Source organism: Trinickia sp. NRRL B-1857 (assembly GCF_050470685.1).
Lineage (GTDB): Bacteria > Pseudomonadota > Gammaproteobacteria > Burkholderiales > Burkholderiaceae > Trinickia.
Genome location: NZ_JBFLUK010000011.1, coordinates 2,216,314 through 2,237,849, shown reverse-complemented (window position 1 = coordinate 2,237,849; position 21,536 = coordinate 2,216,314). Strand labels below are relative to the sequence as shown.

Below are 21,536 nucleotides of genomic sequence, written 5' to 3'. Positions count from 1 at the left end.
TTTATTGATACGGAGTAATTATGACGATGCTTCGCGGAACCCGTTTCGTTGTTGGAAAACAAGCCGCTGCCATGCGGATGCTCGAGAGCCGTTTCCGGAGTTACCTTCATCGATAGCGGTGCGCAGGAGGCGATCGTTCCGGCTTTGTGGTCGCAAGATACGTTCATCGAGAAAACCGGCGGCAGTGAAATCATCGATCAGATGTGGGCCTTTCCCGACAAGAAGGGGCGCCCGTGTTGCCTGATTCCGGAAGCCACTGCACTCTTTCAAGAGAAAGCTCGTGAATTGCTCGACGGGAAGCCGGAGCGCTTGCTTTTCTACATCGCGCGCTGTTATCGATATGAGCGCCCACAGGCGGGACGTTACCGCGAGTTCACGCAACTCGGATTCGAATATCTGTGCGAGGAGCCTCAGCGGGCATTGGAGGTTAGCCAAACCATCGCGAAAGGCTTCTTCGACTCATTGGGCCTTTGCTACGCATTCGATAGTGCGGCTAGACGAGGGCTCAGCTATTACCTCGACGGACAAGGCTTCGAGATGCGCTGTAGCGAACTGGGCGCGCAGCAGCAAGTGGCCGGGGGCGGGGCGTATCGAGAGGGGGCCGGTTTCGGCATCGGCCTTGAACGGCTATCGCTAGCGATGTCGATGCAGCGATTGTTGGAGTGAAGCCCTAGGGCCGGGCTTCGATCTGACGGCGAACGCGCGCAAAACGCGCGCGCCGCCGGCATAACGTGGCTTACAGGTAGCTGCAAACGTAATCGAGCGTTTCGATGACGTCGATGTCGAAGCGGCTCTTCCCCGGCACCGAGAACGACTGTCCCGCGCTATACGTCGTCCACTGATCGCTTCCGTCGAGGCGAATGCGGCATTGGCCGGCTTGCACTTCCATCAGTTCGGGCGCATCGGTACCGAAGTTCAAAGTACCGGGCAAGATCACGCCGAGCGTCTTGCGGCTGCCGTCCGGGAAGAGAACGGTGTGCGAGACGCACTTGCCGTCGAAGTAGACGTTGGCTCGTTTGACAACCGACACTTGATCGAATTGGGTTGCTGCCGTCATGGCGGTCTTCCTCCTGTTAGTCGCGAGTGGGTGATTGGGTGCACCGTTACGGGGCGCGCAATGCGGGCGCTTTAAACACAAGTGCGAACCCGCCATCATACCGACTGCGGGCAGGGTTGATCTCAAGCGCCCTGACCGACCGAGTATGATGCCCCTTTAAGAACGTACGGCCCCGGCATGCTTGCGCTGAAACTCACGCTTGTTCCGCTGTTCCTCTTGATCGTTTCGATGTCTGGAAAATGGTGGGGGCCGTCGATTGCCGGATGGTTGGCGGGGCTACCCGTCGTGGCCGGCCCGATCTTGTATCTGCTTGTGCTCTCGCATGGCCCGACCTTCGGCGCTCATGCCGCAGAGCGTTCGCTTTCCGCCGTGTTCGCATCGGAGGCATTCAATTTCGCTTATGCCTGGACCTGCCGCTCGCGCGGATGGCCCGTCGCATTGGCGGCCGCGTTGATGGCTTGGTTTGCCGCTGCGTGCGGACTATCGCTATTGCCCACGTCGGCTACATGGGCTGCCGCCATGGCGCTTGTCGCGGTTTGCTTCGGGCAATCGTTTTTGCCGCGAAGTTATGCGGTCGCACGGGCCGGATCGCTTTCCCGTGCCGATCTGGCGGGAAGGATGGCGGCCGGGGCGGTCCTGACGCTCATCGTGACTTCGATATCCGGTTGGGCCGGTCCCGCGTGGAGCGGCTTGCTTGCCGTATTCCCGCTGCTCGGAATCATCCTGTCGGTGTCTTCCCATCGCGCCCATGGTGAGCAATTCGTCATTGCTTTGTTTCGGGGCATGGTTCTCGGCAGGTTCTCGTTTGCGGCGTTTTGCTTGATGCTTTCATTCGCGCTACCGCGCCAGCGTCCGCTCATCGCATTCGCGGAAGCGGCGTTCTCGGCGATGATCGTGCAGTGGTGTACCAGGCAAGCGACGAGGAACGCACCCGCGAAGTCGAGCGTACTTCCCGTCGCAACGCAGGACTGAGCCGGTCGTATCGCCCCCCGATTTCTCGGCACGGACCGCGAGAGAACTTTCGTTTCGTATACCATCGAATCCCCGCTTAGGCGCCGCAATAACAAGAAGCATCGAGCCGACGCCCGCTATCTTTTCGATCGCCTTTCATGAGACTCGCTCGCTCGTTTTTCGATGAACTCAATCGCGATTACTTGCGGCTGTTAAGCATCGAGGGTGAGCTGTACTGGTCGGTCTATACAGGTCGGAGCAGCGAGCACGCGGCGCTTGCCGAGGCGACGCTTAATCGAAAAAGATTTGCGGGCGATGCAGCGCGCCTTGAGCGCGTGCGGGAACACCTTGCCCGCGTTATGGCGACAGAGTCGTCGCCCGAGCGCGACGCTCTGACGACAGGTCTTCGAGGCTGGGTGGCCGTCCTCGAAGCGAACGCGATCGGGAACGGTCGCGCCGCTGAAATCTTGAGTGAGCTGACTGCGCTGGACGCCGATCTGTTCGCGAGACGTCAAGCGTACAAAATGACCCACGTCAACGCCGACGGCCGGCGAGAAGACGCGTCGCCCTCGGCGTTGCGAAACAACCTGGCGTCGAACCCCAACGAGTCGGCGCGCAAGAGTTCGCATGACGCGTTGCACGGCCTTGAACAATGGGTATTGGCGAACGGTTTCGTCGATATCGTCGGCAAGCGCAACGCGCTTGCTCGGGAACTTGGCTACCGCAACTTTTTCGAATATCGGTTAAAGACGAACAGCGGCCTCACACCGGAACGATTGTTTTCGGTTTTCGATGAGTTCGAGAAAAGCACGCGAGAAACCCATCGGAGTGCATTGGCGCGTCTCGTCGAACAATATGGGCCCGACGCGTTGCTGCCGCATAACCTTACGTATGCGATGCAGCGCGGCGCTGCCGGTGAGGTCGATGCCTACTTCCCGCTTGGCAAGGCACCGGAGCGCTGGGCGGAATCGTTCCGACGTTTGGGCGTGTCGTACCGAGGCGCGCGTATCGAGATCGACTTAATGGAGCGGCCGGGGAAATTCCCTACGGGGTTCTGTATATCCCCGACGCCGGGCTACCACGACGACGTGCTCGGTCCGATTCCCGCGGACGTGAGGTTCACGTCGACCGCACGCTTGACGCAACCGGGCGCGGGTTTGCGGGCGCTAACCGTGCTCTTTCACGAAGCCGGTCATGCCGCGCATTTCGCCAACGTCAAAATGAACTCGCCGTGTTTTTCGCAGGCGTTTCCGCCGAGTTCTCCCGCTTTGCTCGAGGCGCAAGCGAAGTTCTTCGACGCCTTTCCAACCGATCCATGCTGGTTGAAACGCTATGCCAAGGACGTCGATGGAAATGCGATGCCTGACGAGGCGATTCGAGTTCAGGTACAAGCTCGTCAGGCTTATCTGGCCTATACCGAACGGCGCGATCTCGTTCCCACGTGTTTCGAGTGGGAGTTGTACAGCATGGACGACGCCGAGCGTACCGCCGGATCCATACTCGAGTTGGCGAAGTCGGTGACGCAAAGCGTGCTCGGCATTCCCGGCCACACGGACTATGTGCTCGCCACACCGCATCCGATCTACCACGACATCGCCGTCTACTACCAAGGTTACTTGATGGCCAAGATGGCCGCCGCGCAAGTTCGGGCGCATCTGACGAAGTCGTTCGGCTATATCGTCGACAACCCGCGAGTCGGCCCTTTGCTTGCCGAACACTGTTGGGCGCCCGGCAATAGCGCGACGTTGGACCAAACGTTGATCGCTTTGACTGGGGAGCCGCTCAATCCGTCATATCTCGCCACGCAATGCAATCGCTCACCGGAAGCGGCTTGGGGGCAGGCGATGGAAGCATTCGAGCGAAGCGACCGAATGCGACACGATCCGGTTTCCAGCGAACTCGATGCGTCGATTTCGTTAGTGCACGGCAGCGAACGGATAGCAGATAGCAGTGCTTCCTTGTCTGGGATGTATGCGGCATTCGAGCGTTGGATCGAAGATCATTCCGCGAGGTCTCGTCATGCAAGCGCTTAGAATCGCACGACCAGTCACCGATCTAGCTCGTGCGGAACGCATGTACTGCGCCGCGTTTGGACTGAAGGTCCTCTCTCGGTTCGAGGATCACAAAGGTTTCGACGGCGTGATGCTGGGCAGCGCCGGTATGGACTATCACTTTGAGTTCACGTATTGCACGCAGCATCCCGTAACGCCGAGCCCGACATGCGACGACCTAATGGTGTTCTATGTCCCCGATCGGGAGGAGTGGCAATCGCTATGCGACCGCGCCGAAGACAATGGATTCGTACAAGTGAGGTCGTTCAATCCGTATTGGGACGTGGCGGGGCGCACATATGCGGATCCGGACGGCTATCGGATCGTGTTGCAGCAAGGGGCGTGGAAGGTTGATAGCTGGCCACGCGGAAAATAGACGACCGGGTGCTGGAACCGGAGAGGAGGCTACATGAGATTCATATTGACAGTATTGCTTTGTCTTTTCGCTACTATGTCGCAGGCGGCTGGACTCAAATTCGCCGAGATTCCGGCCAGCGCCGGCGGCCCGGAATTGAAGGTGGCGATATGGACACCGTGCGCTGCCGCCGCAGGAAAGATGACGGTGGGCCCCTACGTTCTAGATGCAACGCCGAATTGCCCCACTGTCGGCAATAACCTTCCTTTGGTCGTGATTTCTCATGGCCACGCCGGCTCGCTGCTCAATCATCACGATGTGGCAGAAGTGTTGGCCGACTCGGGATTCGTCGTTGCGGCCATCAATCATCCCGGCGACAACTATTCGGACCTGAGCCGCACCGCGGATATGTCGGTTTTCATCGAGCGCCCGGCAGATATCAAACGATTGATTGATTACATGCTTGGCGCGGCGCCGGATGCGCAGCGTATCGACGCTGAAAAAATCGGCTTCTTCGGCTTTTCGCGCGGCGGCTATACCGGCCTGGTGTTGGCGGGTGCGAATCCCGATCCCCTTCACGCGAATGTGCCTTGTCCCGATCCGCAGCTTCCGATCTGCCGGCAATTGCGGCGCAAGCAGGTACCTCGCGAGCCGTTGACCCACGATTCCCGAATCAAAGCGTTCGTTTTAGCCGATCCGCTCGACGAGTTCCCGACCGCGAAAAGCTTGAAAGACGTAAAAGCGCCGATTCAACTCTGGGCGTCCCAGTTCGGCGGCGACGGCGTGCTACCGGAAACGATGCCGGCGCTTGCCCATACGCTTCCAAACGAGCCCGATTACCATTTGGTAGCCGAAGCAGGGCATTTTGCGTTTCTTGCGCCGTGCAGCCTCCAACTTGCGAAGGCTACGCCCCAGCTATGCGTCGACGCCAAAGCATTCGATCGCGCAACGTTTCATCGAGCGCTCGATCAGGAGGTATTGCAATTCTTCGAGGCGCATTTGAACTGAACCGCGGATGGCTGCTGCGGCCGGGTAGATCGAAGTCCGGCTCCTAGTCGGCCGCGCTTAAGCGCCATCGCGCAGCGCATCGACCACGATCGACAACGCTTTCGAATATTCGCGCCGGCTCGGATAGAAGATATGCAAGCCGGGGAACGTTGGAAACCACTCTTCGAGTACCCATCTAAGCCGCCCATCCTCCACGTGAGGCCGCGCGAGGTCCTCGGGGACGAACGCCAGGCCAGTGCCTGCGATCGCCGCGTTCAGCATCTGATAGGTGCCGTTGAACGTAAATTGTCCGTCCACGCGCACTTGCGTTTGGCGCTTCCCCTTCTTCAATTCCCACGCGTACAGTCCCCCGCGCGTGGGTAGGCGCAGGGTGATGCAGTTATGTTTGAGCAAGTCTTTCGGCTGCTTCGGTATCGGATGTTGCTCGAGGTAAGCCGGAGAGCCGACGATCGCGAGCCGGGCATCGGGCGCGATTCGAACCGCGATCATATCTTTCGCCACTTGATCGCCCCAGCGCACGCCGATGTCGAAGCGCTCGGCGACGATATCCGTCAACCCATAGTCCACCACTAATTCGACTTTGATGTCCGGATAGTCCGGCAATACCTTGGCTAGGCGGGGCAGCAGGACGGTATCGGCGGCGTAGTCCGTCGTGGTGATTCTGATCGTGCCGGCCGGCTTGCCGCGCGTTTCGACGATCGCGGCCAACTCGGTTTCGATCTCTTCGAAGCGCGGTGCAACGGTTCGCAACAAGCGTTCGCCCGCGGCGGTGGGCGCGACGCTGCGCGTGGTCCGGTTCAACAGCCGTACGCCCATGCGCGCCTCCAACGCGCGCAACGTGTGGCTCAGCGCGCTTTGCGTCACGCCCAGCTTTGCGCTGGCGCGGGTAAAGCTGCCTTCGCGTGCCACCGCGATAAAGGCGAGAAGATCGCTAACGTTTTCGCGCAGCATTGATGAGCCTCGTTCATAAGTCTTAGCGAATTCTACGGCTAGCCGGACGCCTCGGGGTTGTGCAAACTGAGAGGCTTCTTCCCTAACACAACGAACTAGGAGAGCGACATGTCGACTAAACCGACAACGGCACGCGAGTCATTCGGCGCGGTGGCGCCCAAGCTGGCCGAACTGAGCGACGACGTGCTTTTTGGCGATGTTTGGGAGCGCCCGGATTTGTCCAAGCGCGATCGCAGTCTCATCACTTGCGCGGCGTTGATCGCACAGGGAAAGACCGAACAAATGAATTTCCATTTCCCGCGCGCGGTCATAAACGGGGTGACGCCCGACGAACTGATCGAGATGATCACCCATCTCGCCTTCTACGCCGGCTGGCCGAGCGCAATGTCGGCCCTGGCCAAGTTTAAAGAACTCATTCCAGCTACGAACAAGTGAGAAAAACGCTATGCAATTGAAACGACCCGGCTCGCAGCCGTCGATCAAGGGGCCAGCGCAATGGTTCACTGGCACGGTGCGGATCGATCCGCTGAACGCACCGCCGCCGCCGGCGCGCGTGTCCTGCGCCAGCGTGACCTTCGAGCCCGGCGCTCGTTCGAATTGGCATACGCACCCGTTGGGTCAAACGTTGATCGTCACAGCCGGTTGTGGCTGGACGCAGTGCGAAGGCGAGCGCATCGTGGAAATCCGTGCGGGCGACGTGATTTGGTGCCCACCGGGCCACAAGCATTGGCACGGTGCCTCGCCGACGACATCGATGACCCATATCGCGATTCAAGAAGCGCTCGACGGCAAGAACGTCGAGTGGCTCGAACCGGTTACCGACGATCAGTATTTCGCCGGACCAACGGCACTCGGTTGAGTGGGCCGACGCGGATTCATTACCGAATTTATATGGATTAGCTCGCCGATTTTGCGGCATTCTTTTACCGCCTTCGGATACCGTTGAATCCTTTCCCAACGGGTAAGGCGGTGAAAATAATGATAGGCGAATCCGGCCGACCACGGTGTACGGGCCGTCGCACGCTCTGTAGCCTGGTATCTGCTGTGCTCGCTGCCATGGCATCGTCCGCATTCGCCAATGGCTTGGCCGACGCGGCGACCCAAGCCGGGGCGAGTGTCGCGATGCCCTCCGATTCGTTGGCGGTACCCGTCGATTCGAGACGGGTCCGACACGCCCCCTCGGAGCCAGCCGGAATCGTCTTGTCGGCGCACGATATTGCGACCGTATTGGCGTTGCGATTTCACGTCGGCCTCGAGGAGGCGGAGAGAATCGGGCGCGCGGTAATCGACGCGGCGCGCCGCGAGGCCCTTTCGCCGATGCTGTTGCTTGCGGTGATCGCAGTCGAATCGGGCTTCGACCGCCATGCGCTGAGCGAAGCGGGAGCGGTCGGTCTGATGCAAGTGTTGCCATCTCAGCATAAAGACCGGGTACGGCATGCTGCGCAGCTTTGGGATACGGATACGAACGTGAGTGTCGGGTCTTCGATCCTTCACGAGTACCTCACGGCCGCCGACGGCGACTTGAATGGGGCGCTCGTGCGCTACAGCGGCGGGGCGAGAGGCTACCCGGCTCGTGTGACGACTCGGTTGAATCAAATCGAGGTTGCGTTTCGTGGAAGGCCTCCTACCGTCTCCATCAACGAAAATGCCGCCAAATATTGACGATATTTTTACGCGGGCGGGCAATAGTTTTTCGGCATCTTTGCGCTTGGTTTGCTGCAATATCACTATCGACCAAGCCTAGTGAGGCAGGCAAGTGCTCAAACTCATGATCCCGATATTCAACGGCGGCGGGGCGCCCGAAGCTGCGCGTCACGCTGCCTTCCTGTTCGCCGAGCGGTGCGTATCGGAGGTTGAACTCATTGAGGTGCTGAAGGATGCGAATCAAGGACGCGCCGCGGCATTCCATTCCGCTGGAGACTTGCGTCGTAGAGAAATAGGGTCGATGCGCGATGCGTTGGCGACTACGCGTACGATCTTGGAGGACGCCGGCGTGCCTTACACGTTCAAGCGCGTGTTCGGACCGGCGGAACGTACGATCGCAGAGCACGCCGCAAGCGATCATGCCGACATCGTGGTGCTTGACGCGGGACGCCTCGGGTTTTTTCGAAGATGGGGGACGTTCGCACGATTGTGGCGATTATGCTCGAAGCCCGTGACTATGATTCATTGATATCGGAATACGTGGCTAGGCCATGCAGAAGGTTATAAAGTTTTAACAAGATTAACTTGAATATTTACACGGCGTTTCTCGGCTTCCACCTAGACTGAAGGCGTGTTCGACAGATAGCGTCCACGGCTCCGAGAGGGAGCGACGGCGGACGCCGGTACGATGAGATCACTCAACGAAAACGCCGCAACGGGAAGCCTCAGCGCAAATGAGTCACGCCGATCGACGCGGGTGCAAAGCGATCCTGATCCGCAAGATAGCGACGGCAAGGATACCCGCACGGTCTCGATGTCGATTCGCATTGGCAGCAGCGAGCTTTCGACCTTAAGGCGCACGCTTCATCAAGTTCTAGGCCCCGAGTTGGATGTCTACACGGCGGTCGTCGATAAAAAGCGTGACTGCGCCACGCTGCAAGTCATCTTGCACGCACAGCGGGTGCATCAAGCGATGACGCTCATCATGGGCGCTCTGCCCGAAGCCGAGTTCGGCCCGATCCGCTCTTCCGTTGCAACGCTACCCCATTAGAGAAAATGCCGGGAAATTTGAGTCCCGGCTGAGCTGCCTAGCGACGTATTTGCACGATTTTTACGAAAACAACGTGCTTTTTTTGATGAGTCGAGCGAATGAGCTCCATAGAATTCAGAGCTGTAGTTATTTGTATCGACTGAATACTTTGGGGTTTCTAAGTGAAGAACAAAATCATCGGCGTCGCCGCATTGGCCGCCTTCGGGGCAGCGGCATCCGCGCACGCGCAAAGCAGCGTCACACTCTACGGGTTGATCGACACGGGGATCGTCTACACGAACAACCAAGGCGGCCATAGCGCCTGGCAAGAAAACAGCAACATGCTGTCGAACGCTGTCTGGGGTTTAAAGGGTTCTGAGGATCTCGGCGCGGGCCTCCACGCGATCTTCAGGCTGGAAAGCGGCTTCTACGCGCAAAACGGCTCGAGCTACTACGGCAATAGCATGTTTGGCCGCCAGGCCTACGTCGGCCTACAGGACGATAAGTACGGAACCGTCACGCTGGGCCGTCAGTACGATTCGGTCGTGGATTACCTCGGCGCCATTGCGCTGGCGAACTACGGCGACGGCAACAACTTGGCCGCGCACCCGTTCGATAACGACAACATCGACGATTCGTTCTACATTAACAACTCGATAAAGTATACGAGCGCAAACTACGCCGGCGTGCAATTCGGCGGCGTGTTCGGTTTTAGCAATCAGCCAGGCGGCTTCTCGAAAGATCGTGCTTATAGCCTTGGCGCGTCGTATAGCAACGGTCCGATCAATCTGGCCGTGGCCTATATGCAGTTGAACAACGGCGGCTCGATCGGGAACGGCGCGCTTTCGACCAATGACGCGCCGAATTTCCCGGCCGCTCGTCAGCGCGTAATGGGCGCGGGTGGCAACTATACGTTCGGCCCCGCGACGATCGGTCTCTTGTGGACGCATACGTTGTTCGACGATACGTCGTCCGGCGCGGTGTCGGGTGCGATGAGCCGGCTGCATTTCAACAACTATGAGTTCAATGCGCATTACGCGTTGAGCCCGGCGATTTCGCTAGCGGGCGCCTATACGTTCACCGAAGGCGGATATAGCGGCTCCGGCGGGTCGGCCCATCCGAAGTGGCATCAACTCACGTTGATGGCCGACTATTCCCTTAGCAAGCGCACGGATGTGTACGTCGAGAGCGTTTATCAACATGCGTACGGCGCGGCAGCCGGCTCGGCGCTATCGGTGGCCGATATCAACGGATTGGCCGCATCGTCGACGCAGAACCAACTGGCTGCGACTTTCGGAATCCGGCACCGCTTTTAAGCACACCGGGCAAAAGGCGGAAATATGAAGGTCGATCCATTGATGCGCGTTCGTGGCGCTGCCAAAGTCGTCGTTGTGGCGATGTTGGCTAATGAAGTGTTGACCGTCGTGTTTGCAACGATTGCCCGGCGGATCGATCCTGACGTTTCCGTTCAGATGATCCAGATGTTCAGCTTTGTCATTGCCATGCTGGCTGGTTTTTGGTTTCAGGCAGATGCGAGACGCGCGTTTCACGAGGCGCAAAAAGGCGGTTACGTCGTGTTGCGACGCGTACCTGAGCCGGATATCCTCATTCGGGAGAATTGCCCAAAACGATGGATGGTCCAACTCTACGTCGAGTTGAATCCTTCGATGATTCGGGGATAAACGCCGATCGGACGATTTAAAATGCGTCCGATCGGCGTTTTGCCGTTTAGAGAATGAACCGCGGCGGTAGCCGGGATCGCCGGCGCATCGACGCTCGATCTCAGCGCGTTTACTGCTACGCCAGCGAAAACAAGAACGGCAGTACTGAAGCTAGATAGACAACCAGGCCCGCCACAGGCCAACCGGCTGTGATTGCAATCGCGGCGATCACGGCCCCTGCCAAAGCGAATTCATACTGTAGTTTCCTGCGGGCATGCCGACGGTCGAAGGTGTGCAACGATTTGGACGTCGCGAGAGATTCTTCTTTCACGGCATGCTTCCAAAACGTAAAGCCGAGCATGACATCCTCCAAAATGGATCGGACCATTCTGGCGCCGCGCCTATTGAAATAGGATAAATAACGAAGGCATGATTGCAAACGGCGCGTAAAAATCGAATCGCACCGCTTTGCCGTCGACTCTTGGCTCACATCTCCGGCGTACGCTCGCGATGCATCCCTCGATCGCCGAACTGCTGTTGCGTACGCGCAAATCGAAGCGCGAACCGCCGCTGTCTCACCGTCGCACTTAAGGTGTCGTCGAATCTTCTTGGTAGACTTGCGCTTCGAGCAAGACAACGGGGAGAGCGCGTGAGCCTCGACGAATACTACAAGCGGCTAGAACTGCCGGGCACAGCCACGCCGGCGGACGTCAAGCGCGCGTACCGGCGGCTCAGAGCGAAGTATCATCCGGACCGAAATAAAGGGCGTGAAGCGTCGGTCGAGCCGGTGTTCAAGCGTATCCAAGAGGCGTTCGAAATTCTGATCGGCGAACGCAAAGCGCCGATCTCGGCCAGCGTTTCGCCTGTGCGTACGCCTACACCCGCGTCGAAGCCGGCGCCGGACTGGACATGGACTTGGGGGCAGACGTCGGAACAGGCACACGGCGAAGCTGCAACCGAGCCGCCCTCACGCGGCCATCGCAGCGGACCGCCGCTACGCGGTGCAAATTGCCTGACCGAGCTGTTCGTGCCCCTCGAAGCGGCGATTCACGGCGGGGCCGTGGATGTGAGCTACATGGTGCAAGGCGTCTGCGACCAATGTCGTGGGCATGCGCGCAGCCGTTGCCCGTTGTGTTTCGGCAAGGGCGTGGTGTCCTATCGCAAGTGCGAGACGGTCAAGGTCGAGCCCGGCGCTTGGGACGGGCAGCGTATGGTCGTCGAAGGCGCGGGCCATCCGGGGACCAACGGCGGCGCGGCGGGCGATGCGATTTTTTCGATCGTGGTCGTGTGCAGTTCGGCATTTCGGCGCGATGGGCTGCATGTCGCTTGCGATATCGAGGTCGATTTCGTCACGGCCATGCTGGGCGGCTCATACCAAGCTCAGGTGCTAGGTTGCGCCCTGCCGGTCACGATCGAGCCCAATTCGGGACCGGGCACGACGATCCGTTTGCGCGGGCAGGGGCTCTCCGACCGCAACGGCACGCGAGGCGATCTGACGCTGCGCGTCGTGCTCGCCATGCCGGCCGCCGCCGTGCATCTGACCGAGCGAGAGCGCGATTCGTTGCGCGAGCTTTTCGCGGCGGCTGAGCGCCGCATGGCACCGAGATGAGCGCCCACCGCACCGAAGGCGAAAGAAGCTACGTATTCGTCAGCGACCCCTCGGATGTCGATTGGGCTCGCAAGACGGTCTTGGAATTGGCGCTGCACGAGCGCTTTACGCATAAGCGAGCTGGGGCATTGGCGACCGCCGTCACCGAGATCGCGCGCAACATTGTCGTTCACGCGGGCAGGGGACGCATATCGTTTGCGCCCGTGGCCGAGGGCGAGCGACAAGGTATCGTCGCGGTGGCGCGCGACGAAGGCCCCGGTATTTCCGATATCGCGCGCGCGATGCAGGATGGATATTCGACGAAGGGCAGCCTCGGGTTAGGGCTGTCGGGCGCAAAGCGGCTTGTCGACGAGTTTCATATCGAATCGGCCGCCGGCGCCGGCGTCACCGTTACGTTGACCCAGTGGAATAAGGACGATCTACACGACGAATGACAAGCGATTCACCGCGCCTTTTTCATTTCGATGGAAGCGAGCGGCAAAATCGCGGTCAAGGAAAATCCCGCGCCGGGCTGCGTGACGATCCGAATTTCCCCTCCGAGCAGCGTCGCTCGCTCGCGCATACCGAGTAGCCCGAAAGAATGCCGCCCCTTCGATCCGTCGTGCAAGGCGCCGTGCCCATTGTCGACAACGCGCACGATGCAATGCGGGTCCTCTCGCAACATCTCCAAGACCACTTCGCTCGCGCCCGAATGCCGCGCTACGTTGGTCAAGGCTTCCTGCACCATTCTGAACATTTCGATTCGGCATTCGCGATTGAAATCGATCGTACCCGCCTCGATGCGGCGAATGACGCGGATGCGATAGCGCGCGGAAAATTCGTCGATCAAGCTTTCGATGGCGGGAAGCAATCCCAAGTCGTCTAGGATCACCGGATGCAAATCGGCGGCGATGTGTCGCACGGATCGGACGAGCTCGTCGATCATTCCATAGATGCCGCTCAGCGCATCCGGTGGCGGCCACCGCTTCTCGCCGTCGGCGGGGTACTCCAAGATCGATGTCGCCATCTTCAAGGCCGTGAGCTGTTGCCCGAGGTCATCGTGAAGTTCGCGTGCGATCCGCGCTTTCTCTTCCTCCCTAACTTGCTGGACGTGCGCCGACAAACGCCGCAACTCCTCGCGCGACGCACGTAGCGCTTCTTCGTCGCGTTTGCGATCGGTGATGTCGAGGATCCAGCCGACCATCCGATACGGGACGCCCGCCTCGTCCCACAACGCCTGGCCCCGGCATTGCACCCAGCGTAGTTCGCCGAGCTTCGTGCGAATGCGGTATTCGACATCGAAGACGCGGCGATGCGTCAAATGCGACTCCAACGACTGGGCGGCTTGTTCGAAGTCTCTCGGATCGATTGCGTTCAGGTGGGCTTGGCGCTCGTTGGGCAATTCGTTGTCGCTGTAGCCCATGATTCGCTTGAAGAGGGGCGAGAAATACATCTCGTCGGTCTGAGGGTTCCAGTCCCACAGTCCCGCCATTGCGCCGCTAATGGCCAATTCGAACCGTTCTTCGCTTGCGGCCAGGGCCGCGCGGTAGCCGTTGATGGATAGCTCGAACGGCGCGAGAAGCTCGTTGAAGAAGGCGGTCGACGCCTCCAGCAAGCGGGGATGCTCGGCGGGTGGGCACGGGAGAACGAGCGTGTCGAGTGCGGCGCGATGTGCCGCGACCATGTCGAGCAATCCCATTCCGTCGGCCATCGCTTGCCGCCCCAGCTCATAGGCATGCGCGAATCCGGCCTCGCTTTCGCGTTCGAGGTAAGCGCTAAGACCGGCCAAATACTCGGCGCGCAGCGCGGCAAGCCTCGTCGTCATGGCGGCGCTCCCATGTACCGCGCCACGACCACGTGCGCATCGTCCGTTCCCTTCGCATACTTCGTCAAAAGCGACTCCGCGATGGCTTGCACGCCGAACTGCATGACGATACCTTTGCCGAACGTACTTTGAATGCCGTCGGTTGCCATCACGAGCGTGTCTCCCGGCGTCACGGGATAGCGCTCCACGCGCAAGGGCGGCAAGCGGTAGCCCACGACGCCGCCGCGCGTCGCGATCGCCTCGTCGCTCGATGAGGCGTTGGGGGCAGCGCGGATGAGCAGGCTATCCACGTTGCCGACCCCCGTCCAAGTCATCGACGCGTCGCGCGCATCGAACCACGCCACGCTCATGACGGCGCCGCGCGTCTTGCGCAGCGCGTCGTGGCATCGTTGCACGAGATCGGCCACCGATGCCCCCGCGTGCGCCTCGATGACCGGCATGGCGGCGCTGACGGCCTTCGCGGCTTCCGGGCCATGTCCGAGGCCGTCGAGCAGCGCGACGAGCGCCCCATGTTCGCACTCGACGACGGCGTGCATATCGCCCGAAATATGCTCCAGTGCGCGGCCCGCCCAACCCCATTCGATCACCGGGCGGCGCGGCGCTAGGGGGGCCGTCATCGTAGCCACCTCTTCATGCGGACCGTGGTGCCTTTGCCGACGACGGACGTCAACTCGAACTCGTCCATAATCCGCTTCGTGCCCGGTAGCCCGACGCCCAAACTCTTGGCGGTCGAATAACCGTCGCGCATCGCGAGTTCGATATCGGCAATGCCGGGGCCTTCGTCCTCGGCGACGATCGAGATCCCTATGCGGGCGCCGTCGTTGATCTGGCACATGATGACTTCGCCGCGATGCGCATAGCTGATGATGTTGCGTGCGATCTCCGAAATCGCGAGTGCGATGATCGTGCGATCCGTATTCGAAAAGCCCGCTTCGGCCGCGAGTTCGCGGCCCTTTTGGCGCGCGATGACGACGTCGGTCTCGCGCTCGATCGGCACGCGGATTTCAGCCGGCATGAGGCTGGCTCCCTCCCGCGCTCGCACCTGCGGAATACCGTAGATACTCGAGCCCCTCGTCGAGATCGAGCGCCGTCGCCACGTCTTCGAGATCAAGGCCCAATTGCACCATCGCGAACGCAACTTCAGGCTGGATGCCGACGACGACCGTTGTCGCCCCGCGCAGCTTCGCGACGTAGGCGATGCCGCGCAGCGTGCGCGTGGCGAACGAATCGAGTACGTCGAGCGCCGTGACGTCGATGACGACGCCCCGGCTTCGGAACAGCCCGACCTTTGCGGCGAAATCGTCCCGTAGCTGGACGAGGTCTTGATCGGAAAGCGCCGACTGTATGGTGGTGACGAGCACGTCGCCAAGTCTGAGGATAGGAGCTGACACGATCTCAACTCGCTACGTTTGCGAGCGCTTGGATCTGCTCGCCTTCTATCACGCGATAGCCGAGATTGCGTTCGGCCAACTCGATGCCGCCTTGGAGATCGCCTACGGTGTCGAGCCCGTTAAGCTCGATGCCTAGGGCGACGAGCGATTGCGCCACCGGCGCGGAAATCCCGGTCACGATGACCTTCGCGCCCATCAAGCGCGCCGCGGTTACCGTTTGCAGGATATGGTTCGCAACCCTTGAGTCGATCGTCGCGACGCCCGTGATATCCATCACGACCATTTTTGCGCGGTTGGTCCGAATCGCTTCCAATAAGCTCTCGGTGATGAGGCGCGCGCGGTACGTGTCGATCACGCCGATGATCGGCAACAGCAATAACCGATCGCGCAATTGGAGGACCGGCGTCGAGAGTTCGCGTATGGCGTCCTGTTGCTGGCGAATGATGCGCTCGCGCTCGAAGACGAGGACGTCGACAATGAGTCCAAGGTCGAAGAATGCGACCTTCTTAAGCGACATGAATGCCTCAAATGCGTCGACCGGCGAACGATCGGCGTATTTCACGACTTGCGTGCCGATATGCTTAAGTAGATTCAGAAACGCGCCTAAGAAGACGCGCGTGTCGAGCCCCGCCGCTGCGTAAAGCAGCCCCAATTCGATCCGCTGCTCGACGTATCGCTCGCCGTAATCGCCGGAGACGAGACCGCGCAAATGCTCGAGCTTCAATTGCCGCGCTTTCTCAGCCAATGCGCGGTTCTCGATCAGCGGATGCGCCTCATCGAGTTTCGCAAGATGGTCGAAGAAGGCGGACGCGTATTCGTCCAACTGCCTTAGCACCACATCTTTGATGGTTTCTATTCGTGTCAGGTCGCCCGGCGTGAGGCCGACGATTTGCTTGCGGCGCTCGATTGCTCCGCTCGAGAGCCCCATTTGATGCATCATTGCGAGCGACTCGCGTGATTCGGCCTGGCCTGGCATGCGCACCTCCTCGGTTGCTGTCGGGGGCGAGCGCCCCAGGACACACATTGGATTCGGGGATCTGACACGGCCGTACGGCAGCGGTCGGCGTGCCGGCGGCTCACCTAGGCGCAGGACAATGGCGGCCCGGTATGTAATGCGAATTCAATTCACGCCATGCCGCAACAATGGGAAGCAGGACTGCTTGTCCTCGCGCCGAGCCGATCCAACCCGCTTATTACGCAATTGCTCGAAGTATAGACACGCGCGGCAAACTGGCAAGGTTGATGCCGGTTGGGTGCAATGAGCCCCATCGGCTCGATGCGTAGACGTAAAAACGATTGCAGTCGTCGTTTCACCGCTTCCTCGGGCCTGTCGATTCGCGCACGATAAGCTCCGGTCCGCGAACGACGTAACGCTCTTGCGTCGGTGCCGTGCCTTCGACCATTTCAAGCGCGAGCGCAACGGAGCGAGCGGCGATGTCGGCGGTGGGAAGCCGAATCGTCGTCAATGCCGGACGGAATTGATGGGCCAACGTGATGTCGGTCAGGCCGATCACGGACAAATCGTCCGGTACACGCTTGCCAAGATCGGCAGCCGCCTGCATCGCGCCGATCGCCATCAAATCGTTCGTGGCGAACATCGCCGTCACGGCCGGTTTATTCCGCATGAGTTCCACGGCGGCTTCGTATCCGCTTTCGATCGAGTCGTGCGAGTGGACGACGACGAGCGATTTCTCCGAATGGCCGTGTGCCGCGAGGGCCGTCGCGAAGCCGTCGAGCCGAATCGTCTGCGGGCCGCCCGAGCCTGCACCGACGAGTGCGCCGAATTTGCGATGCCCGAGCCCCGACAGATGTGCCGCGGCGAGCGCGCCGGCCGCCGCAAAATCGACCGTGACGCAAGGCAGCGCCCGCGATGCCTGAACGTGCTCCCACATGCAAAGGACGACGGCGATGCCCTTGCGCGCCATCTCCGTCAATTCGCCCTCGCCAAGATCGGTATTCATGACGATGACCCCCGACGCAAGCGAGCCGGCGATTTGCTCCAAATAGGCCCGGGTGATCGCGGGGTCGTCGTCGGTATTGCAGACGAGCAGGAAATACCCGCGCTTGCGCGCTTCCCGTTCGGCGGCTAACACGAACTCCGGATAAAACGGATTGGTAATGTTCGACAGCATGAGCGCAAGCGTCGAAGTGCGCCCTCGCGCCAATGCACGCGCGGTCAGATTCGGCCGATAGCCGAGCTCGCGAATCGCCGCCATGACTCGCTCGACGGTTTCGGGCTTCACCTTCTGCGGATTGCGCAATACGTTCGAAACGGTTGCGCCCGTGACTTTCGCGCGTCGCGCGACTTCGGCAAGCGTCACCACAAACTCGTTCCCCCGACTTCAACACGCGCCGGCCTCTCGGCACGGATCGCGATCATTGTTCAAATGCTGGGATGGTTTCCCAAAAGTTGCGCAACCCTCGTCGATTGCGCTACGTTCCATCCCATCACGATAGCGATGCATAACAGCGGAGACGACATGGTACGAGCATATGCCCCGTTTTGGCGACAGAAATTTAAGCGCTTAAATTTTGTTGTCGTCGACACGACGTCCGACGACCGGAGAGCATGATGGCGGCCATTTCGTTGCGGCATGTTTCGAAGCAATACGGTCAGCACGCGCCGGTCCTGCGCGACGTCAACCTCGACATTGCACAGCACGAGTTCTGCGTGTTCTTGGGCCCGTCGGGCTGCGGCAAGTCCACGCTGTTGCGCATCATCGCGGGCCTCGAAGACTTGACCACGGGTGAGCTCTGCATCGCGGGGGAACGGATGAACGAGACGCCCCCGGCCGAGCGCGGCGTCGCGATGGTGTTCCAAAGCTACGCGCTGTTTCCGCACATGACGGTATTCGAAAACATCGGATTCGGGCTGCGTATCGCACGCGTGCCGAAGGACGAAATTCGCCGGCGCGTCGGCGAGGCCGCGCGTGTGCTGCAACTTGAAGCATTGCTCGAGCGCAAGCCTCGGGAGCTTTCGGGTGGACAACGCCAGCGCGTAGCGATCGGGCGTGCGATCGTGCGCGAACCGAAAGTATTTCTATTCGACGAACCGCTCTCGAATCTCGATGCGGCATTACGCGGCCAAACACGTATCGAAATCGCGCGTCTGCATAGCCGCTTTCCTGAAGCTAGCTCGGTCTACGTGACCCACGATCAAGTGGAAGCGATGACGCTGGCCGACAAAATCGTCCTGCTGCGTTCGGGCGATGAGGTTGCTCGCGCGGGCAGCATCGCGCAAGTCGGCGCGCCGCTCGATCTCTATCATCGGCCCGCGAGTTTATTCGTGGCCGGTTTCATCGGTTCGCCGAGGATGAATTTCCTGCCGGCCACGATCGAGTCGGTCGACGCGGATTCGATCGGATTGCGGTTAAGCGATAGCGACGAACGCTTGACGTTGCCCGGTAACGCGACGCGGCTGCCGCTTTCGGCCGGCCAGCCCGTTACCCTCGGCATTCGGCCCGAACATCTGGCGGCTGCTTCCGAAACCGACGCGACTGTCGGTAGGCAATCGATCGTGCGAACGGTACAGCTCGTCGAGCAGCTCGGCGAGGCAGCCTACGTCCACCTCGATCAGCCCGGCGGCGCGCCTTTGTTGGCCAAGGCTCAGGGCACGTCGGCGCTGCGCCCCGGGGACCGGCAGTCATTTCAGCTTGCCGACGGCGCGTGGCACTTGTTCGATGAAAGAGGTAATGCGATCGCGCTCGATCGAGCGCGCGACGCCCTCGTCCCCGCATAGCAGAAGCCAATCGATGCAGTAGACAGTCGGCGCGCCGACCCCAAGACCAATGAAAGGAGACAGAAATGAAGCTACCCGTTCGCATGCTCGCGCTCGCTTGCATGACTTGCACCGCGCTCGCCGCGGTATCGACTGTGCAGGCCGGAACGCTGAATGTCACCGTATCGGCGCGAGGCAATCAGCGCTCCACGTGGCAGAACGCATTCGATGAATTCAAGAAGGCGAATCCCGATGTCGATCTGAAAGTCAGCTACGTGGGCGAGGAGGCCTACAAGGTTCAGATGTCGGGCTGGCTCGCGACGGATCCTCCCGATGTGCTGAGCTGGCACAACGGCGAACGTATGGCCTATTTCGCCAAGCGCGGCTTGCTCGCGGATCTGACGCCCGATTGGCAAAAGAACGGATGGAATCAGAACTACGCATCGGTCAAGAGCTCGTCGACCTACGCGGGCAAGCAGTACAGCGTGCCGCTCGGTACCGACGCGTATGGTTTCTTCTACCGCAAGGACTTGTTCCAAAAAGCCGGGATCGCGTCGGAGCCCACTACGTGGGCGCAACTGCTGGACGACTGTAAGAAGCTGAAGGCGGCCGGCATTGCCCCGATCGCCGTGCCCGCGCGCGATGCTTGGACGCTGGCGGCGTGGTTCGATTATCTCGACCTGCGCGTCAACGGCTATGCCTTCCACCAGCAGTTGATGGCCGGCGACGTGGCCTATACGGATCCGCGCGTGAAGCATGTGTACGAAACGTGGAAGACCTTGATCGACGATAAGTATTTCGTCGACAACGCGCTCTCGTACGACGTCGATTCCATTAGCCCGCTGCTCGTGAACGGACAAGCCGCGATGATGTTGATGGGGACGTTCTTTTCCGCGGGCCTGCCGGCCGCCACGCGCAGCCAGATGGGCTACTTCCGTTTCCCGATCATCGACGCATCGGTGCCCGTCGCCGAGGACGGCCCCGTCAACGTGTTGATCATGCCGGCCAAGGCCAAAAACAAAGCGGACGCCCGGCGGTTGCTCGCATTCATGGGACAGCCGCAGATCAACGGCGAACTGGCGAAGGGCTGGGGGCAGCTGCCGTCGAACAACCAGGCCGCCGAGCCCCAAGATCCGATATCGAAGGTGGGCTTTCACACGCTTTCTTCGACGACGGGCGGTATCGCTCAGTTCTACGACCGCGATATGACGAAGGAGATGGCCGACGAGGGCATGAAGGCGATGCAGCAGTTCTATTCGGATCCGAACCAGCTCGACTCGATCTTGCAACACCTCGAAGCCACGCGTAAGCGCATTTACAAGAAGTAGGCGCATCGAGCGAACGGGGGGCGTGTCGCCCCCGGCCAATTTTGTCGGAGTGCGAATCAATGTCGATTTCCGTAACTCAGCGATCGTTGCGGCGAGGCACGTGCGCGGCGGCTAAGAAGCCCATGCCGCTCGGCGGGCGTCGCACGCGGGCCGCGTTGCTGTTCTTGCTGCCGGGCTTGGTGCTGTTCTGCGTTTTCGTCATTTATCCGATCGTGAGCAGCATCTGGCTCAGCTTCCATCATTGGGATGGCATGACGGACAAGACGTTCGCCGGCCTCGATAACTATCGCGAGATGTTTGCATCCGATACGTTCTATGTCGCGCTGAAGAACAACCTGATTTGGCTCGTGCTGTTTCTGCTCGCGCCGCCTGCCGGATTGGCGCTTGCGTTGTACTTGAATCAGAACGTGTTCGGCATTCGGCTCGTGAAATCGCTGTTCTTCGCACCGTTCGTGTTGCCCGGTGTCGTCGTGGGGCTCGTCTTCTCTTGGTTTTACGATCCGACGTTCGGCTTATTGAAGCTGATCGTGGGCCACGGCATTCCCGTCCTCGGCGATCCGCGCTATGTCACCTACGGCATCATTTTCGCCGCGCTGTGGCCGCAGATTCCCTTTTGCATGATCCTCTATCTGACCGGGCTCACAGGCATCAATCCGGAGATCATCGAGGCGGCCCGCATGGAAGGCGCACGCGGTTGGGCGCTTCTTTGGCACGTGATTTTGCCGCAGTTGCGGCCGGCCACGTTCATGGCGGTCGTATTGACCGTCATCGGCGCATTGCGCAGCTTCGATCTCATCTCGGTGATGAGCGGCGGCGGGCCGTTCGATAGCTCGACCGTGCTTGCCTATTTCATGTACGACCAAGCGATCAAGTACTACCGCGAAGGCTATTCGGCCGCGATCGCCGTCGTGCTTTTCGCCATCATGCTCGTCTATATCGCCTGGCAACTGCGGCGCCTCGTGCGCAACGAGTCGTAAG

The 21,536-nt window shown here is 60.3% G+C and carries 27 protein-coding genes; 17 read left to right on the top strand and 10 right to left on the bottom strand.

The window, feature by feature from the left end:
- Nucleotides 1–48 precede the first annotated feature (48 nt).
- Complete coding sequence (locus tag AB1286_RS30390) at nucleotides 49–666, top strand: ATP phosphoribosyltransferase regulatory subunit (RefSeq protein ID WP_430366896.1); 618 nt, start codon at nucleotides 49–51, stop codon at nucleotides 664–666.
- A gap of 70 nt (nucleotides 667–736) precedes the next feature.
- On the opposite strand, the gene AB1286_RS30385 is transcribed toward AB1286_RS30390, so the two are convergent.
- Nucleotides 737–1,057, bottom strand: a complete 321-nt coding sequence (locus tag AB1286_RS30385; protein ID WP_430366895.1) for a pyrimidine/purine nucleoside phosphorylase — start codon at nucleotides 1,055–1,057, stop codon at nucleotides 737–739.
- Between the two features lie 177 nt (nucleotides 1,058–1,234).
- Here AB1286_RS30385 and AB1286_RS30380 point away from each other — a divergent pair, with 177 nt between their 5' ends.
- The 4 genes from AB1286_RS30380 to AB1286_RS30365 all read left to right on the top strand — a co-directional run bounded on the left by AB1286_RS30380 (nucleotide 1,235) and on the right by AB1286_RS30365 (nucleotide 5,422).
- Nucleotides 1,235–2,029: a hypothetical protein gene (locus AB1286_RS30380; protein ID WP_430366894.1), complete on the top strand. Its 795-nt coding sequence runs from the start codon at nucleotides 1,235–1,237 to the stop codon at nucleotides 2,027–2,029.
- A gap of 137 nt (nucleotides 2,030–2,166) precedes the next feature.
- A complete protein-coding gene (locus AB1286_RS30375; RefSeq protein ID WP_430366893.1) occupies nucleotides 2,167–4,041 on the top strand; it encodes a M3 family metallopeptidase in 1,875 nt (624 codons plus the stop codon).
- On the top strand, nucleotides 4,028–4,435 hold the full coding sequence (locus AB1286_RS30370; RefSeq protein ID WP_430366892.1) for a VOC family protein: 408 nt from the start codon (nucleotides 4,028–4,030) through the stop codon (nucleotides 4,433–4,435). The genes AB1286_RS30375 and AB1286_RS30370 overlap by 14 nt, the downstream gene beginning before the upstream one ends.
- Nucleotides 4,436–4,468: 33 nt before the next feature.
- Entirely contained in the window at nucleotides 4,469–5,422 is a 954-nt protein-coding gene (locus tag AB1286_RS30365) for an alpha/beta hydrolase family protein (RefSeq protein WP_430366891.1), read from the top strand.
- Between the two features lie 57 nt (nucleotides 5,423–5,479).
- Here AB1286_RS30365 and AB1286_RS30360 read toward each other — a convergent pair whose 3' ends face one another.
- Nucleotides 5,480–6,373, bottom strand: a complete 894-nt coding sequence (locus AB1286_RS30360) for a LysR family transcriptional regulator (RefSeq protein WP_430366890.1) — start codon at nucleotides 6,371–6,373, stop codon at nucleotides 5,480–5,482.
- A 108-nt stretch (nucleotides 6,374–6,481) separates the two neighbouring features.
- Between AB1286_RS30360 and AB1286_RS30355 the strand changes: the two genes are divergently transcribed.
- From AB1286_RS30355 to AB1286_RS30345, 3 genes are all read left to right on the top strand, one after another.
- The gene (locus tag AB1286_RS30355; protein ID WP_430366889.1) at nucleotides 6,482–6,808 is read left to right on the top strand and encodes a carboxymuconolactone decarboxylase family protein; all 327 of its coding nucleotides are present in this window, start codon (nucleotides 6,482–6,484) and stop codon (nucleotides 6,806–6,808) included.
- A gap of 10 nt (nucleotides 6,809–6,818) precedes the next feature.
- A complete protein-coding gene (locus tag AB1286_RS30350) occupies nucleotides 6,819–7,232 on the top strand; it encodes a (R)-mandelonitrile lyase (RefSeq protein WP_430366888.1) in 414 nt (137 codons plus the stop codon).
- Nucleotides 7,233–7,429: 197 nt separating this feature from the next.
- Nucleotides 7,430–8,035 carry a lytic transglycosylase domain-containing protein gene (locus AB1286_RS30345; protein ID WP_430366887.1) on the top strand — a complete coding sequence of 202 codons (606 nt, stop codon included), beginning with the start codon at nucleotides 7,430–7,432 and terminating at the stop codon, nucleotides 8,033–8,035.
- Here AB1286_RS30345 and AB1286_RS30340 read toward each other — a convergent pair.
- On the bottom strand, nucleotides 8,010–8,261 hold the full coding sequence (locus AB1286_RS30340; RefSeq protein WP_430367395.1) for a hypothetical protein: 252 nt from the start codon (nucleotides 8,259–8,261) through the stop codon (nucleotides 8,010–8,012). The genes AB1286_RS30345 and AB1286_RS30340 overlap by 26 nt on opposite strands.
- Here AB1286_RS30340 and AB1286_RS30335 point away from each other — a divergent pair.
- From AB1286_RS30335 to AB1286_RS30320, 4 genes are all read left to right on the top strand, one after another.
- Nucleotides 8,142–8,546, top strand: a complete 405-nt coding sequence (locus AB1286_RS30335; protein ID WP_430367365.1) for a universal stress protein — start codon at nucleotides 8,142–8,144, stop codon at nucleotides 8,544–8,546. The two genes, AB1286_RS30340 and AB1286_RS30335, sit on opposite strands and share 120 nt — an antisense overlap.
- Before the next feature lie 228 nt (nucleotides 8,547–8,774).
- Nucleotides 8,775–9,068 carry a sugar ABC transporter permease gene (locus tag AB1286_RS30330; protein WP_430366886.1) on the top strand — a complete coding sequence of 98 codons (294 nt, stop codon included), beginning with the start codon at nucleotides 8,775–8,777 and terminating at the stop codon, nucleotides 9,066–9,068.
- Between the two features lie 161 nt (nucleotides 9,069–9,229).
- Entirely contained in the window at nucleotides 9,230–10,363 is a 1,134-nt protein-coding gene (locus AB1286_RS30325) for a porin (RefSeq protein ID WP_430366885.1), read from the top strand.
- 24 nt (nucleotides 10,364–10,387) lie between these two features.
- Nucleotides 10,388–10,729 carry a hypothetical protein gene (locus AB1286_RS30320; protein WP_430366884.1) on the top strand — a complete coding sequence of 114 codons (342 nt, stop codon included), beginning with the start codon at nucleotides 10,388–10,390 and terminating at the stop codon, nucleotides 10,727–10,729.
- A 115-nt stretch (nucleotides 10,730–10,844) separates the two neighbouring features.
- Here AB1286_RS30320 and AB1286_RS30315 read toward each other — a convergent pair whose 3' ends face one another.
- Complete coding sequence (locus AB1286_RS30315) at nucleotides 10,845–11,069, bottom strand: hypothetical protein (protein WP_430366883.1); 225 nt, start codon at nucleotides 11,067–11,069, stop codon at nucleotides 10,845–10,847.
- Nucleotides 11,070–11,357: 288 nt separating this feature from the next.
- On the opposite strand from AB1286_RS30315, the gene AB1286_RS30310 reads away from it, so the two are divergent.
- Nucleotides 11,358–12,317, top strand: coding sequence for a DnaJ C-terminal domain-containing protein (locus tag AB1286_RS30310; protein WP_430366882.1), 960 nt, complete (start codon nucleotides 11,358–11,360; stop codon nucleotides 12,315–12,317).
- Nucleotides 12,314–12,751, top strand: a complete 438-nt coding sequence (locus AB1286_RS30305; RefSeq protein ID WP_430366881.1) for an anti-sigma regulatory factor — start codon at nucleotides 12,314–12,316, stop codon at nucleotides 12,749–12,751. Before AB1286_RS30310 ends, AB1286_RS30305 begins: the two co-directional genes overlap by 4 nt.
- Before the next feature lie 8 nt (nucleotides 12,752–12,759).
- Here AB1286_RS30305 and AB1286_RS30300 read toward each other — a convergent pair whose 3' ends face one another.
- From AB1286_RS30300 to AB1286_RS30275, 6 genes are all read right to left on the bottom strand, one after another.
- Nucleotides 12,760–14,121 carry a PAS domain-containing protein gene (locus AB1286_RS30300; RefSeq protein WP_430366880.1) on the bottom strand — a complete coding sequence of 454 codons (1,362 nt, stop codon included), beginning with the start codon at nucleotides 14,119–14,121 and terminating at the stop codon, nucleotides 12,760–12,762.
- Complete coding sequence (locus AB1286_RS30295) at nucleotides 14,118–14,738, bottom strand: SpoIIE family protein phosphatase (protein ID WP_430366879.1); 621 nt, start codon at nucleotides 14,736–14,738, stop codon at nucleotides 14,118–14,120. Before AB1286_RS30295 ends, AB1286_RS30300 begins: the two co-directional genes overlap by 4 nt.
- Nucleotides 14,735–15,136, bottom strand: coding sequence for an anti-sigma regulatory factor (locus AB1286_RS30290; RefSeq protein WP_430366878.1), 402 nt, complete (start codon nucleotides 15,134–15,136; stop codon nucleotides 14,735–14,737). Before AB1286_RS30290 ends, AB1286_RS30295 begins: the two co-directional genes overlap by 4 nt.
- Nucleotides 15,126–15,512: an STAS domain-containing protein gene (locus AB1286_RS30285; protein ID WP_430366877.1), complete on the bottom strand. Its 387-nt coding sequence runs from the start codon at nucleotides 15,510–15,512 to the stop codon at nucleotides 15,126–15,128. The genes AB1286_RS30290 and AB1286_RS30285 overlap by 11 nt, the downstream gene beginning before the upstream one ends.
- Before the next feature lie 4 nt (nucleotides 15,513–15,516).
- Nucleotides 15,517–16,488, bottom strand: coding sequence for a protoglobin domain-containing protein (locus AB1286_RS30280; protein ID WP_430366876.1), 972 nt, complete (start codon nucleotides 16,486–16,488; stop codon nucleotides 15,517–15,519).
- A 334-nt stretch (nucleotides 16,489–16,822) separates the two neighbouring features.
- Nucleotides 16,823–17,836, bottom strand: a complete 1,014-nt coding sequence (locus tag AB1286_RS30275) for a LacI family DNA-binding transcriptional regulator (protein WP_430366875.1) — start codon at nucleotides 17,834–17,836, stop codon at nucleotides 16,823–16,825.
- A 248-nt stretch (nucleotides 17,837–18,084) separates the two neighbouring features.
- Between AB1286_RS30275 and AB1286_RS30270 the strand changes: the two genes are divergently transcribed.
- From AB1286_RS30270 to AB1286_RS30260, 3 genes are all read left to right on the top strand, one after another.
- Nucleotides 18,085–19,251, top strand: coding sequence for an ABC transporter ATP-binding protein (locus tag AB1286_RS30270; protein ID WP_430366874.1), 1,167 nt, complete (start codon nucleotides 18,085–18,087; stop codon nucleotides 19,249–19,251).
- Nucleotides 19,252–19,316: 65 nt separating this feature from the next.
- The gene (locus tag AB1286_RS30265; RefSeq protein ID WP_430366873.1) at nucleotides 19,317–20,558 is read left to right on the top strand and encodes an ABC transporter substrate-binding protein; all 1,242 of its coding nucleotides are present in this window, start codon (nucleotides 19,317–19,319) and stop codon (nucleotides 20,556–20,558) included.
- A 122-nt stretch (nucleotides 20,559–20,680) separates the two neighbouring features.
- Entirely contained in the window at nucleotides 20,681–21,535 is an 855-nt protein-coding gene (locus tag AB1286_RS30260; protein WP_430367364.1) for a carbohydrate ABC transporter permease, read from the top strand.
- Nucleotide 21,536: the final 1 nt, after the last annotated feature.

Excerpts from the sequence above, each read along its gene's own strand:
- AB1286_RS30385 (WP_430366895.1), bottom strand. The coding sequence starts at position 1,057 with ATGACGGCAGCAACCCAATTCGATCAAGTGTCGGTTGTCAAACGAGCC.
- AB1286_RS30320 (WP_430366884.1), top strand. The coding sequence starts at position 10,388 with ATGAAGGTCGATCCATTGATGCGCGTTCGTGGCGCTGCCAAAGTCGTC.
- AB1286_RS30345 (WP_430366887.1), top strand. The coding sequence starts at position 7,430 with ATGGCATCGTCCGCATTCGCCAATGGCTTGGCCGACGCGGCGACCCAA.
- AB1286_RS30335 (WP_430367365.1), top strand. The coding sequence starts at position 8,142 with ATGATCCCGATATTCAACGGCGGCGGGGCGCCCGAAGCTGCGCGTCAC.
- AB1286_RS30365 (WP_430366891.1), top strand. The coding sequence starts at position 4,469 with ATGAGATTCATATTGACAGTATTGCTTTGTCTTTTCGCTACTATGTCG.
- AB1286_RS30290 (WP_430366878.1), bottom strand. The coding sequence starts at position 15,136 with ATGCCGGCTGAAATCCGCGTGCCGATCGAGCGCGAGACCGACGTCGTC.
- AB1286_RS30360 (WP_430366890.1), bottom strand. The coding sequence starts at position 6,373 with ATGCTGCGCGAAAACGTTAGCGATCTTCTCGCCTTTATCGCGGTGGCA.
- AB1286_RS30355 (WP_430366889.1), top strand. The coding sequence starts at position 6,482 with ATGTCGACTAAACCGACAACGGCACGCGAGTCATTCGGCGCGGTGGCG.
- AB1286_RS30300 (WP_430366880.1), bottom strand. The coding sequence starts at position 14,121 with ATGACGACGAGGCTTGCCGCGCTGCGCGCCGAGTATTTGGCCGGTCTT.
- AB1286_RS30375 (WP_430366893.1), top strand. The coding sequence starts at position 2,167 with ATGAGACTCGCTCGCTCGTTTTTCGATGAACTCAATCGCGATTACTTG.
- AB1286_RS30380 (WP_430366894.1), top strand. The coding sequence starts at position 1,235 with ATGCTTGCGCTGAAACTCACGCTTGTTCCGCTGTTCCTCTTGATCGTT.
- AB1286_RS30265 (WP_430366873.1), top strand. The coding sequence starts at position 19,317 with ATGAAGCTACCCGTTCGCATGCTCGCGCTCGCTTGCATGACTTGCACC.
- AB1286_RS30280 (WP_430366876.1), bottom strand. The coding sequence starts at position 16,488 with ATGCCAGGCCAGGCCGAATCACGCGAGTCGCTCGCAATGATGCATCAA.
- AB1286_RS30260 (WP_430367364.1), top strand. The coding sequence starts at position 20,681 with ATGCCGCTCGGCGGGCGTCGCACGCGGGCCGCGTTGCTGTTCTTGCTG.
- AB1286_RS30350 (WP_430366888.1), top strand. The coding sequence starts at position 6,819 with ATGCAATTGAAACGACCCGGCTCGCAGCCGTCGATCAAGGGGCCAGCG.
- AB1286_RS30295 (WP_430366879.1), bottom strand. The coding sequence starts at position 14,738 with ATGACGGCCCCCCTAGCGCCGCGCCGCCCGGTGATCGAATGGGGTTGG.
- AB1286_RS30270 (WP_430366874.1), top strand. The coding sequence starts at position 18,085 with ATGGCGGCCATTTCGTTGCGGCATGTTTCGAAGCAATACGGTCAGCAC.
- AB1286_RS30315 (WP_430366883.1), bottom strand. The coding sequence starts at position 11,069 with ATGCTCGGCTTTACGTTTTGGAAGCATGCCGTGAAAGAAGAATCTCTC.
- AB1286_RS30305 (WP_430366881.1), top strand. The coding sequence starts at position 12,314 with ATGAGCGCCCACCGCACCGAAGGCGAAAGAAGCTACGTATTCGTCAGC.
- AB1286_RS30370 (WP_430366892.1), top strand. The coding sequence starts at position 4,028 with ATGCAAGCGCTTAGAATCGCACGACCAGTCACCGATCTAGCTCGTGCG.